This window comes from Janthinobacterium sp. TPC_1 (genome assembly GCF_056037845.1).
In genome coordinates, this window is the sequence record NZ_CP195157.1 from 4,017,206 (window position 1) to 4,033,763 (window position 16,558).

Here is a 16,558-nt window from a genome sequence, read left to right on the forward strand (position 1 = left end):
ACACTGTGACAATCAGACCCCCGCTGCGGGCAGCACAGCACGCGCGCGGTTCTAAGCAGTTTTGCAACTTTACCTTTGGCTATCATGCACTTGATTAACTCCAGTTTGAACCACGCCTTGCGCGTGCCGCTGGCTGCGGAAATCCACTCGCGGCCGTTTTTGCAGCTCGATGCCCCCGAGCTGATCACCCATCTGGCCGTCTATAAAGATGACAGCGCGGCGCCCGGTGCGTCGAATATGGCGGCCCAGCACGCCACCCTGGCGGCCCTGTGCACGCATTTCGGCGTCACGCCGCCAAACGCTGAAGCCAAGTATTTCTATTACGACTTTGGCCGCTTCCGCCTGAAATGGGAATGCCACACGGAATTTGCCACGTTTACCTTCGCCGAGCATCCGGGCGCGGCCTTGCCGCTGGAACAGGCGTTCGAACGCATGCCCCTGGAACAGTTGCCGCAGCAATGGCTGGTGGGCTTGAAGGGCAAGCTGATGGTGGCGGCCCACGTGGTGCTGGAACAGGCAACGGAGCCGGCCGAAATCTTCATGCAGGGCTTGTCGCGCGTGTTCGAGGGCAATACCCTGGCCGGCAGCAAGGTGCTGCAGGGCGGCGAATTGTGGACGGATTTCACGATCCAGTCCGACGGTTTCAGCCGTTTCGTCATCCGCGACGCAGGCATGCGCTCGCAGCAGTCGGGCCGATTGGTGCAGCGCGTGCTGGAAATCGAAACCTACCGCATGATGGCCTTGTTGGGCTTGCCCTACGCCATGCAGGCGGCGCCATCCTTGAATGCCATCGAGAACGAACTGGCCACCCTGGCCGCCGCCATGGTCGACACGGACGACGCGCCGGGCCTGGTCAAGGCCGACGAGGGCGTGGCCGAGCAAACCTTGCTCGACCGCATCACGCGCTTGGCGGCCCGCATAGAAAAGCTGTCACTCGACAATAGCTACCGTTTTTCTGCCTCGAAAGCCTACATGGGCCTCGTCAAGGCGCGCATCGACGAGTTGCGCGAAGTGCGCATCGAGGGCATTCCGACGGTCGAGGAATTCATGGACCGCCGTTTGACGCCCGCCATGAACACGTGCGAAGCGATGGCCAGCCGCCAGGAAGCGATGGCGCAGCGCATTGCCAACACGAACGATTTGCTGCGCACGCGCGTGGGCATCGTGCAGGAGTTGCAAAACCGGCAAATCCTGCAATCGATGAACGCCCGCGCGGCGCAGCAGCTGCGCTTGCAGCAAGCGGTGGAAGGCTTGTCCGTGGCCGCCATTTCGTATTACGTGATCGGCCTGTTCAGCTACACGGGCAAGGCGGCCAAGGTAATGGGCTTGCCCGTGAACCCGGAAATCCTCGTCGGCGCCCTGGTGCCGTTCGTGGCGGCCGGCGTCTGGCTGGGCTTGCGCCGCATGCACCACAAGCTGCACGCCGACTGAGCCGTGTAAGCACCTTTGCGGCTCCGGCGGCGCGTACGCCGCGCGCCGCCAATTTTTGCTATCGTGCTGGCCTCATTGTTTGCTACAAGGAAATCAGCGTGCTTGCCAAGGTTGGAGATATCTATAGTGTGTTTTCGCACAGGCTGCAGCAGTATGTGGCTTGCCAGGTCACGGCCATCGACGATGCGGCGTCCGGCAGCGCCCCGCTGGCCGCCATTTTGCAGCTGGACTGGACGGGCGACGCCTTGCCCGATGCCGCAGCCGTGCAGGCGATGCGCCCGCTGGTGTGCGATTACTATTTCTGGAACAGGCGTCACGACCACAGCTTTGCCAGCGCGAAGGTGCCGCGCCACTACAGCCTGGTGGCCAATGTCGCGCCGCTGGTCGAGACGGCAGTGAAAAGCTACAGCGGCGGCTGGCACATGGGCGACAGTGTGTACCGCCAGCGCCGCTGGGAGCAGGTCGACCCGGCCAGGCGCCAGCGCTTCAAGGCGGCATCGAGCGAGGAAGTGATGGTCGGCGGCCAGGCCGTGCGCCAGAAGACAAGCCGCATCGGCGACGACATCCTGCAGGCGCTCGGCGACCTGTCCGAACTGGACCAGCTGCCTTGCCTGACGACCATCGAGACGCGCCACGGCAGCGCGGCGCTGGCCGCCTACATCAACGGCAACCCCATCATCAACGAAGTGCACTGGCAATCCTCGACGGAGGGCGAACTCGACTTGCGCAACAGCAATGTCAGCCGCCTCGTCGTGCATGGCGCAGGCTTGCGCTCGCTGCGCCTGAACGAGGGTTTGAGCACCCTGATACTGAATGGCGCGCCGTCGTCCGCGCTGCGTATCGACGACCCGCATGCGGGGCGCTTCCTGCGCCTGCAGTTGTCCGGCGCCCTGGCGTCATTCCATGGCCTCGACCAGCTGGCGCGCCTGTCGCTGAGCGCTATGCCGGCTGTGGATTTCGATACCGTGGCGCAACGCTTCCCCGTGCTGACGGACCTGACGGTATGGGGCAAGCCGGGCGTGGCGTCGAACCTGGCCAGCATCGCCAGACTGGACCGTTTGCAGGATTTCACCGCGTATGAACTGTTCGGTTACGGTGCCGACGACTTCCCCGCGCCGGCGCAGTTGCCGGCTTTGTCCAGCCTGTGCCTGACCAGCCTGCCGGCCGACGCCGCCAAGGCCATCAAGGCCCGCTATAAAAAGGCGGCGGCGCTGGGTCTGGACTTGTCCGTGACGCGGCCGCGCAAGCCGGAATGGCTGGCGGAAAACCTGCATAACGCGTTCCGCGACTGGGATGGCCGCGCACATATTTCGGCGGCGTATGCCAAAAAGGCCGCGCAGGCGTACAAGAAGCTGCTGGCCACGGCGCGCACGCTGGACGGCGCGAACGATGCCGGGACGGTGCAAGCCATGGCGCAGGAGATGGTCACTGCCTATGTCGGCGTATTCAACCAGATCGAGCGGCGTTCCAGCGTCATCGAGACGGTGGAGCGCGATGAAATCTATGTGGCGCTGGAGCAGGTGCTGGCACAGGTGGCGCTGCCGGATGTGGCGGCGCTGTATGCCTTGTTCGACCGCTTGCGCGATTTTTAGTGACGCATGTATTAGAAAAAAAGTTCTAGACAGGGCATTCTAGAATCGGTATTCTAGCGGCATGTTAAAAAATACCTCCACTCCCCATCCCACGGCCGCCGAACTGGACCTGCTGCGCATCCTGTGGCAGCGCGGTCCGTCCGACGCGCGCGCCGTGTACGACGCTCTGGCCGCAGAGCGTGCCGACGCCAGCTACGCCACCGTGCTGCGCCAGTTGCAATTGATGCATGGCAAGGGCTTGCTGAGCCGCGACGAAAGCCAGCGGCCGCAGCTGTATGCGGCCGTCGAAGCGCAGGAAAAGCTGCAGACGAGTCTGCTCAAGGACTTGATCGGCAAGGTGTTTTCCGGTTCCGGCAAGGCGCTCGTGCTGACGGCGCTGCGCGAGCACGTGAGCGACGCGGAACGCCTGGAAATTGAAAAAATCCTGCGCAGCAAGGATGGCAAACAGCCATGAATGTGGACATGCGCCTGGGCATCGAGTTGGGCAAGCTGGTCCCTGCGCTGGGCTGGGTCTTGCTGTATTTCGTCTGGCAGGGCTTGATCGTCGGTGCCGTGTCCGCCGTCCTGCTCTGGCTGCTGCGTCGTGCCAGCGCGCGCTGGCGCTATGCCGTCTGCGCGCTGGCGCTGCTGCTGTGCCTGTGTATTCCTTTTGTGCACCTGCTGTCCCTGCTGTCGGGCACATCGCCGGCCCGGCTGACGGTGGACGCGCCGCCCGCCTGGCGCGCCGCGCTGCAAGCGTGGATGCCGGCCCTGGTGCTGGCCTGGAGCGCCGGTGTCGCCCTGATGAGCTTGCGCCTGTGCCTGGGCCTGGCCTGGGTCGGCAAGCTGCGCCGCCAGGCAGTGGCCGCGCCCGCCATCTGGCAGGCGCGCCTCGATGCGCTGGCGCAGCGCATGGGCTTGCACGGCAGTCGGAAAGTGCCGCTGAAGCTGCACGGAGGATTGTCCAGCCCCGTCACGGTGGGATTCTGGCGCCCCGTCATCCTGCTGCCGGCCGCCTTGCTGAGCGGCATGCCCGTCGCCTTGCTCGAGGCCTTGCTGGCGCATGAACTGGCGCACGTGCGGCGCTGGGATTACCTGGTCAACCTGCTGCAAAGCGTGGCCGAGGCGCTGCTGTTTTTTCACCCCGTCGTCTGGTGGCTGTCGGCGCGCATGCGGGCCGAACGGGAACAGGTGGCCGACGCGCTGGCCGCGCAAGCGCTGCAAGACCCGCAGCAGCTGGCCACGGCGCTGCATGCCTTGTCCCTGCACGCTGCCGCGCCGCAACATGCCGGCTTGCTGATGTCGGCCAGGGGCGGGGCGCTGCTGACGCGCATCGAACGCCTGATGGCGCCCGGGCTTGATACGGCCGGCTGGAAACTGGCCGTGCCCGCCTTGCTGCTGGCCTGCGCCACCCTGCTGCTGCAGGTGCAGGGCAAGCCTGCCGTCAACGGGACGATGCTGGCCGACGCTGCCTCCGCCATGCTGGACTTGCCCGTCAGCGCGAAACACATGCTGGTATTTGACGACAGCACGGGCCAGGTGCTGATGGCGAAAGACGCGGACGCCGTCGTGCCCATCGCCTCGATCACCAAGCTGATGACGGCCATGGTGGTGCTGGACGCGGGCCTTGACCCGGACGAACAGCTGCGCATCGTGCGCGCCGATGGCGATGCGTCCTTGCAGCGCCACAGCCTGCTTGCCGATGGCGTGGCCGTGTCGCGCGGCGCGCTGTTGCAACTGGCGCTGCTGCCATCCGAAAACCGCGCCGCCGCCGCGCTGGCGCGCACTTATCCAGGCGGCAACGCGGCTTTTCAGCAAGCCTTGCAGGCGAAGATCCGCCAGCTGGGCTTGCGTCGCACCAACCTGACGGACCCCGTCGGCAGTTCGCCCGCGAATATACGTCGACGGCCAGCGAGGTGGCGAGAATCGTCGCGGCGGCCGCGCGCTATCCGGACATTGCGCGCATCACCAGCCACCCGCAAGCGAGCGTGGCCGTCAATGGCAAGGTCCGCACCCTGCGCAACACCAACCCGCTCGTCGGCGGCAAGGGCTGGGACATTTTATTGTCGAAGACGGGCAGCAGCCACGCGGCGGGCAGCTGCCTGACCATGCGCATGCGCAGCGGCGGCAAGCACGTCACCGTAGTGCTGCTCGACGCCGACGGCGCGCAGCGGCGCTCGCTAGACGCCGGACACATCCGCGACACCCTGGCCGGGAGCCCAGGCCGCATGCATTGATACCCCCCCCCCCGGGCGCGCCAGTGCGGGCGCCCATCTTTTTTACACTCTGGAGATGAAGATGACACTATTGGCGAAGTTGATGCTGGCTACGGTTGCGACCATGGCGGCAGGCACGGTGCAGGCGAAGACCCCCGCGCCGGTGCAGGATAAACCGGTTAATTGCGACAATTGCAAGGAATGGAACGCGCCCGTCAAGCCGTTCAATATCTATGGCAATAGCTGGTATGTGGGCACGGCGGGCTTGTCCGCCGTGCTGGTGACGAGTCCGCAGGGCCATATCCTGCTCGACGGCGCGCTGCCGCAATCGGCGCCCTTGATCATCGACAATATCAAGGCGCTGGGCTTTCGCATCGAGGATGTGAAATATATCCTCAATTCGCACGCCCATTGGGACCATGCGGGCGGCATCGCCGCGCTGCAACGGGCCAGCGGCGCCACCGTGATGGCCAGCGCCTCGGGCGCCCTGGGGCTGCAAAGCGGCACGAATGGCAAGGATGACCCGCAATACCAGGCCAATCCCGTCGTGCATGTGGCCAAGGTGCGCAAGGTCAGCCTGGTGGGCGAGGGCGATACCGTCAAGGTGGGTCCTTTGGCGCTGACGGCCCACATGACGCCGGGCCACACGCCCGGCGGCACGACGTGGACCTGGACCTCGTGCGAAGGCCAGCGCTGCCTGGACGTGGTGTATGCGGACAGCCTGAACCCGTATGCGAGCGGCGATTTCCGCTACACAGGCAAAGGCAAGGGCAAGGGAGGTTCGCCAGATATTTCGGCTTCGTTCGAAGCGAGCATCGCCAAGGTGGCCGCCTTGCCATGCGACATCATCATTCCCGTGCATCCGGGTACGACGGACGTGCTGGGCAAGGCGGCCAGGCGCAGCGGCACGGACAATCCCCTGATCGACGCCAGCGCCTGCCGCGCCTATGCGGCCGAAGCGGGCGGCTTGCTGGCCAAGCGCCTGGCGAAGGAACGGGACGTCGCCTTGCCTCTTGACGCGAAGGGCGCTGCGCACGCGCACTAAGCCGTTTTTACTGTGCCGCCTGCCGCTGTTTTTGCAGGCGTTTGACGAACACCGTCATTTCCTTGACGGCTTGCAAGTCGCCTTGCTGCTGGGCCACCGTCACGCCCGTGGTCCAGGCGGCTTGCGCTTCGTCCCAGCCGTCCCAGCTGGTGCAAGGCCTTGCCCAGCAGTTTCCAGGCGGCGGAATAGCCGGGCTGCTGCGCGGTGGCTTGCGCCAGGTGCAGGGCCGCTTGCTCGGCGTCATGGTCTTTCAGGCAGGCATCGCCCAGGCCAAAGCGCAGCAGGGCGTTGTCGCGCCCCTGCGCCAGCAGTTTTTCAAGTTGTTCACGCATTGCCGGCCTCATCTTAATATGCAAGTTAATTCTTGCATATTAGCGCTTGGGCGTGCAAGAAACAAGCCGGATGCCATTCTCTTGCGGGCGCTGTTCCACCCGCGCCGCATTATGATAATATAAATGAGAATTATTCTCATATGGAGTATGGCGTGGTATCGACTGCCTGGACGCGGCAACTGTCTTCCGAACTGACCTTGTCGGCCGGTTCCGTGCTGTCGCCCACTCCCATCACCGTCAATACGCCCGTGTTCGAGGGTTTGCAAGTCATCGTCTCGCTGAACGGCAAGTTGAGCGGCAGCGTGGATGGCCGTGCGCCGTTCGCCATCACCGATGCGGGCGTCTACCTGGTGCTGGCGCGGGGCCGCCACGAAGGCTGCGACCGCTTTGCGGCGAATACCTTGCAGCGCTACGTGAAAGTGGGACTCGACGCGGGCCATGCGCAGCGCAGCGGCTTCGACCTGGAGCGTCTGGCCGTCACGGGCGGCCAGCAGCTGCACCGTGATGGCGTGCTGGTGATGCGCCAGGCGCTCACGCCGGCCCTGCGGGCCATCGCCACGCAGATCCTGATGTGCCCCTTCGACGGCGCCGTGCGCGACATGTACATGGCGGGCAAGGCGCTGGAGATGGCGGCCGTGGCCAGCGACCGGGTACTGGGGCGGGCGCGGGGCGGCGCTGGCGGCGCCGATTTGAGCGCCTTCGAAATCGAGCGCCTGCAGCAGGCGCGCGAGCTGGCCGAGCAGCATTTCCAGCAGCCGCTGGGGTTGCCGGAAATAGCCAGATTAAGCGGCTTGAACGTGAAGAAGCTGACGGCCGGCCGGCTTTCGCCAGCTGTTTGGCGTCAGCGTGTTCGAGTACGTACAGGATTACCGTCTGCAGGAAGCCTATCGCATGCTCAGCGCGGGCGGCTATACGGTGACGCAGGTGGCGTGCTTTGTCGGCTATGCCATTCCGCATTTCTCCACCTTGTTTCGCCAGCGTTTCGGCATGCCGCCCAGCCAGCTGGCGCGTGCCTAAGTAACCCCCAATAAATTATTGTGATTTCTGACTGCCATAACCAGCGCTCTGCAAGGTGGCCGACGAGGCTTGCTCACTGCTAGCAGTGCCCGCACTGCGTCGCAGCGAGCGCCTTGCATAGCATCCGGTTCTGTTCGTTATAAATTCACACTAATTTCCCGAGGATTACTTAGCCGGCTGCATCTTTTCCGTCTTTCGTAAGGTGAAGGCCCGATAACGAAAGCAAGCGGAGCTTCCGGATTCTATGATGAATGATATTCATTCTCATTTAAAGCCTGGAAGGATTTACGTATGTCACGTTCGCAGCCCCACCGTTTGCCGCGCCTTGTGCGCGTCGTTCCCCTTCCTCTCGTGCTGGTCCTGGCTTGCCGCGCCGCCTATGCCGCTGCAGCACCTGATGCGCCGCAAGCCATGCAAGGCGTGACGATCGAAGCGCAGCGCCTGAAAATCGCCACGCAAAGCACGACATCGAGCAAGACCGATACGGCGCTGATCGAAACGCCCGCCTCCGTTTCCGTCATCACGCGCGACCAGATGGATGCGCAGGGCATCCAGTCTGTCGGCGAGGCGCTGCGTTACTCGGCCGGCGTGCAGGCCAGTCCGTCGATGGCCGCGTCGCAGCGTTATGATCGTTTCGATAACGTCAAGATCCGCGGCTTCGACGTGGGCAGCAACGGCATGCTGCGCGACGGCTTGCGCGGCACCACCGTGCAAGCCTGGCCCAAGGTCGAGCCGTATGGCCTGGAAGCGGTGGAAGTGTTGCGGGGACCCAGTTCCGTGCTGTATGGCCAGAATTCGCCGGGCGGCATCGTCAATCAGATCAGCAAACAGCCGCTGTTCCAGCCCTACCGGGAATTGCAACTGCAGACGGGCAACTTCCACCGCAAGCAGGTGCAGGGCGATGTGAGTGGCCCCGTGGGCGAGGGCAGCGACTGGGCTTACCGCATGACGGGCTTGCTGCGCGATAGCGATTCGCAATTCACAGGCGTGCCGGACGACAAGGTGTATATCGCGCCCGCCCTGAGCTGGCGTCCCGGCGCGGCCACCAGCCTGACCTTGCTGGCCGACTACACGCGCGACAAGTTCGGTCCGCCCGCCGTGGTGGCGCCCATCCAGGGCACCCTGTTGCCGAACCGCCATGGCCGACTTCCCTACAACCAGATGCTCAACGAAAAGGGCCTGGACAATCACCGCGTGCAGTATTCGCTCGCCTATCTGCTGGAGCACCGCATCGACGACGTGTGGAGCGTCCATTCCAAGGCCCGCTACGGGCGGGTCAACCTGATCACGGAAACCATCCAGGGCCGCCTGCTGGCCGACCAGCGCACTTTGCGCCGCACGCCCTATTTCTTCGATATCGATGGCGAGAGCTGGTCGCTGGATAACAATGCCAAGGCCAGTTGGCGCAGCGGCGGCGCCGAATTCGAGACGCTGGTGGGCCTCGACTACCGCCACACGAAAGAGGATTATGTGCTCAATGGCGGTCCGGCCGGCGCCGAGATTGATATGTATCAGCCCGTCTACCTGGGCCATATGCTGCCCACGCCCGAACGCTATGCCAGCACCGTGCAAAGCTCGGACCAGTACGGCCTGTACGCGCAGCAACAGATCAAGCTGGCGCGGCAATGGGTGCTCAGCGCGGGCGTGCGCAAGGATTGGTCGGACACGTCCACGCGCGACCGGCTGGACGGCGTCACGCCGCCGTCGCAAAAGGATGATGCGCTGACGTGGAAGGCGGGCGCCGTGTATCTGGCCGAGAATGGCCTGGCACCTTACGTCAGCCTGATGACCTCGTTCAACCCCGTGCTGGGCAACGATTTCTATGGCAAATCCTACGACCCCACCAAGGGCAAGCAGGCGGAAGTGGGCGTGAAATACCAGCCGCCCGGTTTCGACGGATTTTTCACGGCCTCCGTGTTTGACCTGCGCCAGGAAAACGTGCAGACCCTGGACCCGAACAACTCGCTGAACCGTTTGCAGACGGGCGAAATCAAATCGCATGGCGTGGAACTCGATGCGCTGGCCAATCTCACGCGCAATTTCAACGTGGCGGCCAACGTCACGTGGAACCGCCTGGAAGTGAGTAAAAGCAATAACGTCAATGAAGTGGGCAAGCGCCCCGTCGGCATGCCCGAAACCATGGCCAGCGTATGGGGCAAGTACAAACTGGTGCAAGGCCCGCTGGCGGGACTGGGCATCGGCCTGGGCTTGCGCTACACGGGCGCCACCAAGGCCGACTCCGCCAACCGTATCGACGTGCCGTCCTACCTGCTGACGGACCTGGCGCTGCTGACCTGGATCTGCTGCGGCTGTCGCCATCCCTGCGGGGCACGCAGCTGGCGCTGAACGTGACGAATCTGAGCAACAAGCATTACTACGATAGTTGTTCATCGAGCAATTGCAGCACGGGCGATGCGCGCCGCTTGCTGCTGACCGTCAAGCATGCGTGGTGATGCCATGAGAAAAATTGTATCCGTGCTGGCCGCCGCGCTGTTGTCCTGCATCAGTTTGTCAGTTGAAGCCGTCACCGTCACCGACCTGGCGGGACGCACGGTGAACGTACCCGGCCAGGTGCGGCGCATCGTGCTGGGTGAAGGCCGCCTGATCTACACCTTGTCCATGCTGGAAGGAAAAAATCCCTTTGCCCGCCTGGCGGGTTGGCAGGGCGATTTCCGTCATCTCGATGTGCAGGGCTACGCGGCCTACCGCAAGGTCTTCCCGCAAGCGGAGCGGGTGCCCCTGGTGGGCGCCACCTCGGCCGACAGTTTTAGCGTGGAAAAAGCCCTGTCCTTGCGGCCCGACCTGGCCATCCTGGCCCTGTCGGGCGGCCACGGCCCCGCGCCGGGCAGTGATGCCGTGCGCCAGCTGGAAGCGGCCGGCGTGCCCGTGATCTTTGTCGACTTCAGCAACCATCCGCTGGCCAATACCGTGCCCAGCATGCGCCTGATGGGCAAGGCGCTGGACCGCCAGGCGCAGGCCGCCGCCTTCATCGCCTTTTACGAAGAGCAAGTGGGTAAAGTCGCGCGCGCCGTGCAAGCGGCGCAGGCCAGGCCGGGCTTTCGCCGTCCCAGCATCTTCGTCGACATGCTGGCGGGCTTGCAGGGCTGTTGCGGTTCTCCCGGCACGGGCAATTTCGGCGAGATGATTGCCCTGGCCGGTGGCGAGAATATCGGCGCCGGCAAGATCCCCGGTCCCATCGGTACCCTGAACCCGGAATACATCCTGTCGCGCGATCCCGACGTGTATGTGGCGACGGGCGTGTTTGCCAGCGGACAGGGGGGCGTGACCCTCGGTTACCAGGCCACCTTGGCGCAGGCGCGCGGCAGCCTGCGTGCCGTGGCTTCGCGCACGGAAACGGCCCAGCTGAGCGCCGTGCGCGAAAAGAACGGCAGGCGTGCGCACGGTCTGTGGCATGTGTTCTATGACTCGCCCGAACACCTGGTGGCCGTGCAGGCGCTGGCCAAGTGGCTGCATCCGCAGCTGTTTGCGGACCTGGACCCGGTCCGCACGCGCCTGGAAATGTATCACCGTTTCATGCCGATTCCCGCCACGGGCGTACTGTTCGTGGACCTGCAGCCGTGAGCGCCGTGCTGACACAGGCGCTGCCTGCCATGGCGGCGGGCAGGGCGTACCGCCAGCGCCATGTGCGCCGCGTCCTGCTGGTGGGCGCGCTGCTGTGCGCGCTGGCCGTCTCGCTGGCGATAGACATCGCCACGGGGCCGTCCGGCATGGGCATGTCCCGCCTGTTCCAGGTGCTGCTGCAGCCCGATGGCGTGCCGCGCATGGAGAGCAGGCATCGTGTGGGACGTGCGCCTGCCATATGCGCTGATGGCCGTGCTGGTGGGCGCCGCGCTGGCGCTGGCGGGCGCCGAGATGCAGACTATCCTCGTCAATCCGCTGGCCAGCCCGTTCACCCTCGGCGTGTCGGCCGCCGCCTCGTTCGGCGCCGCGCTGGCCATCGTCCTGAACTGGAGCTTGCCCGGGGTGCCGCCCCAGTACGTGGTGTCGGCGAATGCCTTCCTGTTCGCGTTTGCGTCCGTCGGCCTGCTGCACCTGCTGACGCGCTGGCGCGGCTTCGGCGTGGAAAGCCTGGTGCTGTTCGGCATTGCGCTGGTGTTTGCCTTCAATGCGCTGGTGGCGCTGCTGCAGTTTGTCGCCAGCCAGGACAGCTTGCAGCAGCTGGTGTTCTGGACCATGGGCAGCCTGTCGCGCTCTTCGTGGGACAAGATCGCCATCCTGGCCGCGGCGCTGGCCGTGATCGCGCCATGGGCCGTGCGCGACAGCTGGGCCATGACGGCGCTGACCATGGGCGAGGACCGCGCGCGCAGCTTCGGCGTCGACGTGCGCCGCCTGCGCATGCTGTCCCTGCTGCGTATCAGCCTGCTGTCGGCGCTGGCCGTGTCCTTTGTCGGCACCATCGGTTTCATCGGCCTGGTGGCGCCGCATATCGCGCGCCTGCTGGTGGGCGAGGATCACCGCCTGCTGTTGCCCGCGTCCGCGCTGGCCGGCGCGCTGATCCTGTCGCTGGCCTCGATTTGCAGCAAGACGCTGATCGACGGCGTGCTGATCCCCGTCGGCATCGTCACGGCGCTGGTCGGCATCCCGTTTTTCATGCTCATCGTCATGCGCCAGCGCGGAGGTGCGGCATGAGCGGCCTGCTGGTGCGCAATGCCTGCGTGGCGTATGGACGGCGCGAGGTGCTGCGCGGCGTCAGCCTGCCGCCCTTGTTGCCGGGTAGCGTGACTGCGCTGATCGGCCCGAACGGGGCCGGCAAGTCGACCCTGTTGCGCGGCATCGCCGGCTTGCAATCGATGCAGGGCGCCGTGCTGCTCGATGGCGTGGACCTGGCCTGCGGGCCGCAAGCCCGGCGCGCGCAGAGCATGGTGTACCTGCCGCAAAGCCTGCCCTCGCGCACGCGGCTGGGCGTGTTCGAGGCTGTGCTCAGCGCCGCGATGGCGGGGCGCAGCGAAGGCTGGCTGGGCGCCAGGGTCGATGCGGGCGCTGTGGCCAGGGTGGAGGCCGTGCTGGCGCGCCTCGACTTGCTGCCCCTGGCCAGTCGCCAGGTCGAGGCGCTGTCGGGCGGCCAGCGCCAACTGGTGGGCCTGGCCCAGGCGCTGGTGCGCCAGCCGAGGGTGCTGCTGCTGGACGAGCCCACCAGCGCGCTGGACCTGTATCACCAGTTCCAGGTGATCGAGGCGATACGGCGCGCCACGCGCGAACATAGTTTGATTACCGTCATCGTCCTGCACGACATAAACCTGGCGCTGGGCTGTGCCGATCAGGTGATGGTGCTGCACGATGGCGTGCTGGCGGCGTCGGGCGCGCCGCATGCCGTGATTGACGCCGCCCTGATCGCGCGCGTCTACCGGGTACGGGCCACGGTACGCCAGCTCGATACGGCTGCCGTCGTCTGCGTGGAGGGAACATTGTGAGCGACTGGCGCGATTTATCGGCCTTGCTGGCGCCCGTGCGGGGCCGCTTGCTGGGCGCTGGCGCGCTGCAGGCGCTGGCCGCCCTGTGCGGCGTACTGCCGTACATCGCCATGGCGCAATTGGGCGCCTTGCTATTGGCCTCGGATGTCGATGCCGGCCGTGCCTGGAATGTGCTGTGGCTGGCACTGGCGGCGCTGTGCCTGCGTCAACTGACGACGGCGCTGGGCCTGCACCTGACGCACCTGGCCGATGCACACTTGCAGTGCCAGTTGCGCCTGCAATTGGCGCGCCAGTTGTCCAGGGTGCCGCTGGGCTGGTACGCGGGCAGCAATGCGGCCAAGGTCAATGAAATCGTGCAGCGTGATGTGGCGGCGCTGCACCGCCTGGTGGCGCATGCGCCGTCCGACCTGGCCGCCGTGGTCGTCGCGCCCGTGGCATGCCTGGCCTGGCTGCTGCAGACGGACTGGCGCATGACGGCCGTCACCCTGGTCGCGCCAGCCCTGGCCTGGTGGCGCTACCGGGGCATGGCCGCGCCAGCCTTCCGTGCGGGACAGGCGCAGTTGCAGCGCACTGGCGGCGCACTGGCCGCTGCGATGGTGGAACTGGTGCAGGGCATGGCCGTCTTCAAGACGTATGCGCAGGAGACACTGCCGCAAGCACGCTTCCAAGCCGTGGCGGCGCGCCATGCGCGGCAGTTTTTGGCCTGGGTGCGGCGCTGGGGCGGCATGGGCGCGCTGGTCGATGTGCTGCTGTCGCCGCCCGTCGTGCTGGCTTTTGTCGTGAGTGGCGCCTGGCTGGGTGCGCAAACGGGGGCGATGGCGCCCGCGCAGATGCTGCCGTTTGCCTTGCTGGGCATGGCCTTGTGCGCGCCCGTGGCCGCGCTGGGGCACGGCGCCGATGACTTGAAGGGAGGTTTGGCGGCGGCGCGCAGGATCGGCGCCTTGCTGGCCGAGGCGCCGATGCCGCAGGCGCAGACGCCGTTGCTGCCTGCTGGCGACGATGTGCGTTTTGAACAGCTGCGGTTCGCCTACCCGGGCGGCGCCGACGTCTTGCACGGCATCGATTTATGCCTGCCTGCGGGCAGCGTGACAGCCCTGGTGGGGCCGTCGGGCGGCGGCAAGTCGACCCTGGCCATGCTGTTGCCGCGCCTGTGGGACGCGACGGGCGGCGCCGTGCGCATCGGCGGCGTCGACGTGCGCCAGATCGATCCCGCCGTGCTGTATGCGCGTGTGGGGTTTGTCTTGCAGCACACGCAAGTGCTGCGCCTGTCCGCGCGCGACAACATCCGCCTGGGGCGGCCGGAGGCCAGCGACGTCCAGCTGGAAGCGGCGGCGCGCGCCGCGCACATCCATGACCGCATCACGGCCTTGCCGCAAGGGTATGACACCTTGCTGGGCGAAGGCCTGGCGCTGTCGGGCGGCGAGGCGCAGCGCCTGGCGATCGCCCGCACCCTGCTGGCAGATCCGCGTATCGTCGTGCTGGACGAGGCGATGGCGGCCCTCGACCCCGAGTCGGAAGCGCTGGTGCAGGCTGGCCTGTCGGCCTTGCTGGCGGGACGCACGGTGCTGGTGGTGGCGCACCGGCTGCGCACCATCGTGCAGGCCGACCAGATCGCCTTGCTCGATGGCGGACGCCTGCGTGAGCTGGGCACGCATGCGCAGCTGCTGGCCGCGCGGGGCGCGTATGCGGCCCTATGGGAGGCGCAAAGCCGGGTTGGCGAGGTGACAGCATGATCGCCACCGTGCGTTTGCTGTTGCGCCTGCTTGATGGCGCGGCCGCCGGCAAGTTGCGCCTTACGCTGGCGCTGATGGCGGCCAACAGTATCCTCGGTGCGCTGGCCCTGTGCATGCTGCTGCCGCTGCTGCGCGCGCGCTGGCTGGCGCCGCAGCCGGGGCAAGCGCAAGGTGCATGGCTGCTACTGTTCCTGCTGCTGGCAGCGGCCAGCGCCGCGCTGCGCCATGTCACTCGATTGCAAGGCTATGCTGCCGGTGCCCACTGCGCGCATGCGCTGCACCGGCGGCTGGCCGATAAAATCGTGCGCCTGCCGCTGGCCTGGTGCACGCCGCGCCGCGCCGGCGATATGCGCCAGCTGGCCTCTGGCGGCGTGATGGCCGTGATGGGCGCGCCCGCGCACCTGCTGCAGCCCCTGTTTGATGCCGTGCTGGCGCCGCTGGTGCTAGGACTGCTCTGGCTGGCCGTCGACTGGCGCCTTGGTGCGGTGCTGCTGCTGGCCATGCCACCCTTGTTATTCGTGTATCGCTGGGCGCTGGCCTGTGGCAGCCGGGCCGAGACGGCGCTGGCGGCCAGCAGCGCCGAGGCGAATGGCCGCGTGCTGGAATATGTCGCGGCGCAACCCGTGCTGCGCGCCGCGGGCCGGTCCGCGTTGGGCAGCGCCATGCTGGAACAGTCGCTCAAGGAACAGCGCCAGGCGGAACGGCGTTCGCAGCATTTGCTGTTCCCCGCCGCCCTCGGTTTTACCGTGGCGGCGCAGCTGGCATATGCACTCTTGCTGGCTATCGGCTTGCACCAGGTGTTGGCTGGCGCACTTGATGTGCCGGCGCTGCTGGCGACATTGATCGTCGCCACCGTGCTGGCCGAGGCAATGGCCGCCGTCGTGCACACGGGCGCCGCCCTGCAACAAGTGGCCCACACCCTGCGCCAGTTTGATGGCGTGCTGGCGGAGCGGGAATTGCCCGTGCTGGCGTCGCCTTGCCGCGTGCCGGAACAGGACGCGCCAGCCGTCGAGGCGCGCCATGTCTGTGTGCGGCGCGATGGACGCCCCATCGTCGATGCCGTCTCGCTGGAGATTGCTCCGCGCTCCCTGACGGTGCTGGCGGGCGCCTCCGGCTCGGGCAAGACGACCTTGCTGCAATTGCTGTGCCGTCAGATGGATCCCGACAGCGGCGTGCTGCTGGCCAGCGGCGTCGATATGCGGACCAATGACGACGCCGCGCTGGCCCAACTGGCAACACCGATGTTCCAGCATGCCTGGCTGCTGCCGGCCAGCTTGCGCGACAATCTGAGCCTGGGCCGGCAGGTCCAGGCGCAGGATCTGCTGGCGGCCCTGTCGGCGGCTGGCCTGGCATCGCTGGCGCAGTCCATGCCGCAGGGCCTGGACACGGTGGTGGGCGAAGGCGGCTGGGCCTTGTCGGGTGGGGAGCGCCAGCGGCTGGCGTTCGCCCGCGCGTTGTTGAAACCCGCGCCCTTGATGCTGTTCGACGAACCGCTGTCGGCGCTAGACGCCATCAGCGAACGGCGCGCCATCGCCACCCTGGCCGGCCTGGCGCGCGCCCATGCCGTGGTGGTCGCCACGCACCGGCTGGCGATTGCCGCTCAGGCCGACCAGATCCTGGTGATGCAGACAGGGCGCATCGTCGAACGGGGCACGCATGCGCAATTGCTGCGGCAGGGCGGCGTGTACAGCGGCATGCAGCGCCAGGCGGGCCAGGCACCGGGATGGCACTTGGAGGGGTAGGTCTTTATTGAGAGTGAATTATCATTTATAATGCAATTC

The 16,558-nt window shown here is 66.1% G+C and carries 14 protein-coding genes; 13 read left to right on the forward strand and 1 reads right to left on the reverse strand.

The genetic code is table 11. The annotated features are described in order from the left end of the window. The first annotated feature begins 84 nt into the window (after positions 1-84). The 6 genes from ACQVLG_RS19770 (at position 85) to bla (ending at position 6,263) form a co-directional block, all read left to right on the forward strand. Complete coding sequence (locus ACQVLG_RS19770; RefSeq protein WP_474290716.1) at positions 85-1,431, forward strand: DUF3422 family protein; 1,347 nt, start codon at positions 85-87, stop codon at positions 1,429-1,431. A gap of 98 nt (positions 1,432-1,529) precedes the next feature. After that, a complete protein-coding gene (locus ACQVLG_RS19775; protein WP_474290717.1) occupies positions 1,530-3,023 on the forward strand; it encodes a hypothetical protein in 1,494 nt (497 codons plus the stop codon). Between the two features lie 61 nt (positions 3,024-3,084). Continuing rightward, a complete protein-coding gene (locus ACQVLG_RS19780) occupies positions 3,085-3,477 on the forward strand; it encodes a BlaI/MecI/CopY family transcriptional regulator (RefSeq protein WP_077402930.1) in 393 nt (130 codons plus the stop codon). After that, a complete protein-coding gene (locus tag ACQVLG_RS19785; protein WP_474290718.1) occupies positions 3,474-5,108 on the forward strand; it encodes a M56 family metallopeptidase in 1,635 nt (544 codons plus the stop codon). Before ACQVLG_RS19780 ends, ACQVLG_RS19785 begins: the two co-directional genes overlap by 4 nt. Continuing rightward, entirely contained in the window at positions 5,066-5,239 is a 174-nt protein-coding gene (locus tag ACQVLG_RS19790; RefSeq protein WP_474290719.1) for a hypothetical protein, read from the forward strand. Before ACQVLG_RS19785 ends, ACQVLG_RS19790 begins: the two co-directional genes overlap by 43 nt. Positions 5,240-5,300: 61 nt before the next feature. Continuing rightward, on the forward strand, positions 5,301-6,263 hold the full coding sequence (gene bla, locus ACQVLG_RS19795; protein ID WP_230540776.1) for a subclass B3 metallo-beta-lactamase: 963 nt from the start codon (positions 5,301-5,303) through the stop codon (positions 6,261-6,263). On the opposite strand, the gene ACQVLG_RS19800 is transcribed toward bla, so the two are convergent. Further along, a complete protein-coding gene (locus ACQVLG_RS19800; protein ID WP_474290720.1) occupies positions 6,260-6,595 on the reverse strand; it encodes a tetratricopeptide repeat protein in 336 nt (111 codons plus the stop codon). The two genes, bla and ACQVLG_RS19800, sit on opposite strands and share 4 nt — an antisense overlap. 152 nt (positions 6,596-6,747) lie before the next feature. On the opposite strand from ACQVLG_RS19800, the gene ACQVLG_RS19805 reads away from it, so the two are divergent. The 7 genes from ACQVLG_RS19805 to ACQVLG_RS19835 all read left to right on the forward strand — a co-directional run bounded on the left by ACQVLG_RS19805 (position 6,748) and on the right by ACQVLG_RS19835 (position 16,519). After that, complete coding sequence (locus ACQVLG_RS19805) at positions 6,748-7,626, forward strand: hypothetical protein (protein WP_474290721.1); 879 nt, start codon at positions 6,748-6,750, stop codon at positions 7,624-7,626. A 277-nt stretch (positions 7,627-7,903) separates the two neighbouring features. Beyond that, on the forward strand, positions 7,904-9,958 hold the full coding sequence (locus tag ACQVLG_RS19810) for a TonB-dependent siderophore receptor (protein ID WP_474290722.1): 2,055 nt from the start codon (positions 7,904-7,906) through the stop codon (positions 9,956-9,958). A 111-nt stretch (positions 9,959-10,069) separates the two neighbouring features. Next, on the forward strand, positions 10,070-11,194 hold the full coding sequence (locus tag ACQVLG_RS19815; RefSeq protein WP_230540773.1) for an ABC transporter substrate-binding protein: 1,125 nt from the start codon (positions 10,070-10,072) through the stop codon (positions 11,192-11,194). 216 nt (positions 11,195-11,410) lie between these two features. Beyond that, positions 11,411-12,262 carry a FecCD family ABC transporter permease gene (locus ACQVLG_RS19820; RefSeq protein WP_474290723.1) on the forward strand — a complete coding sequence of 284 codons (852 nt, stop codon included), beginning with the start codon at positions 11,411-11,413 and terminating at the stop codon, positions 12,260-12,262. After that, the gene (locus ACQVLG_RS19825; protein ID WP_474290724.1) at positions 12,259-13,044 is read left to right on the forward strand and encodes an ABC transporter ATP-binding protein; all 786 of its coding nucleotides are present in this window, start codon (positions 12,259-12,261) and stop codon (positions 13,042-13,044) included. The genes ACQVLG_RS19820 and ACQVLG_RS19825 overlap by 4 nt, the downstream gene beginning before the upstream one ends. Beyond that, a complete protein-coding gene (locus ACQVLG_RS19830; protein ID WP_474290725.1) occupies positions 13,041-14,777 on the forward strand; it encodes an ABC transporter ATP-binding protein in 1,737 nt (578 codons plus the stop codon). The genes ACQVLG_RS19825 and ACQVLG_RS19830 overlap by 4 nt, the downstream gene beginning before the upstream one ends. Then, entirely contained in the window at positions 14,774-16,519 is a 1,746-nt protein-coding gene (locus ACQVLG_RS19835) for an ABC transporter ATP-binding protein (RefSeq protein ID WP_474290726.1), read from the forward strand. Before ACQVLG_RS19830 ends, ACQVLG_RS19835 begins: the two co-directional genes overlap by 4 nt. Positions 16,520-16,558 lie beyond the last annotated feature (39 nt).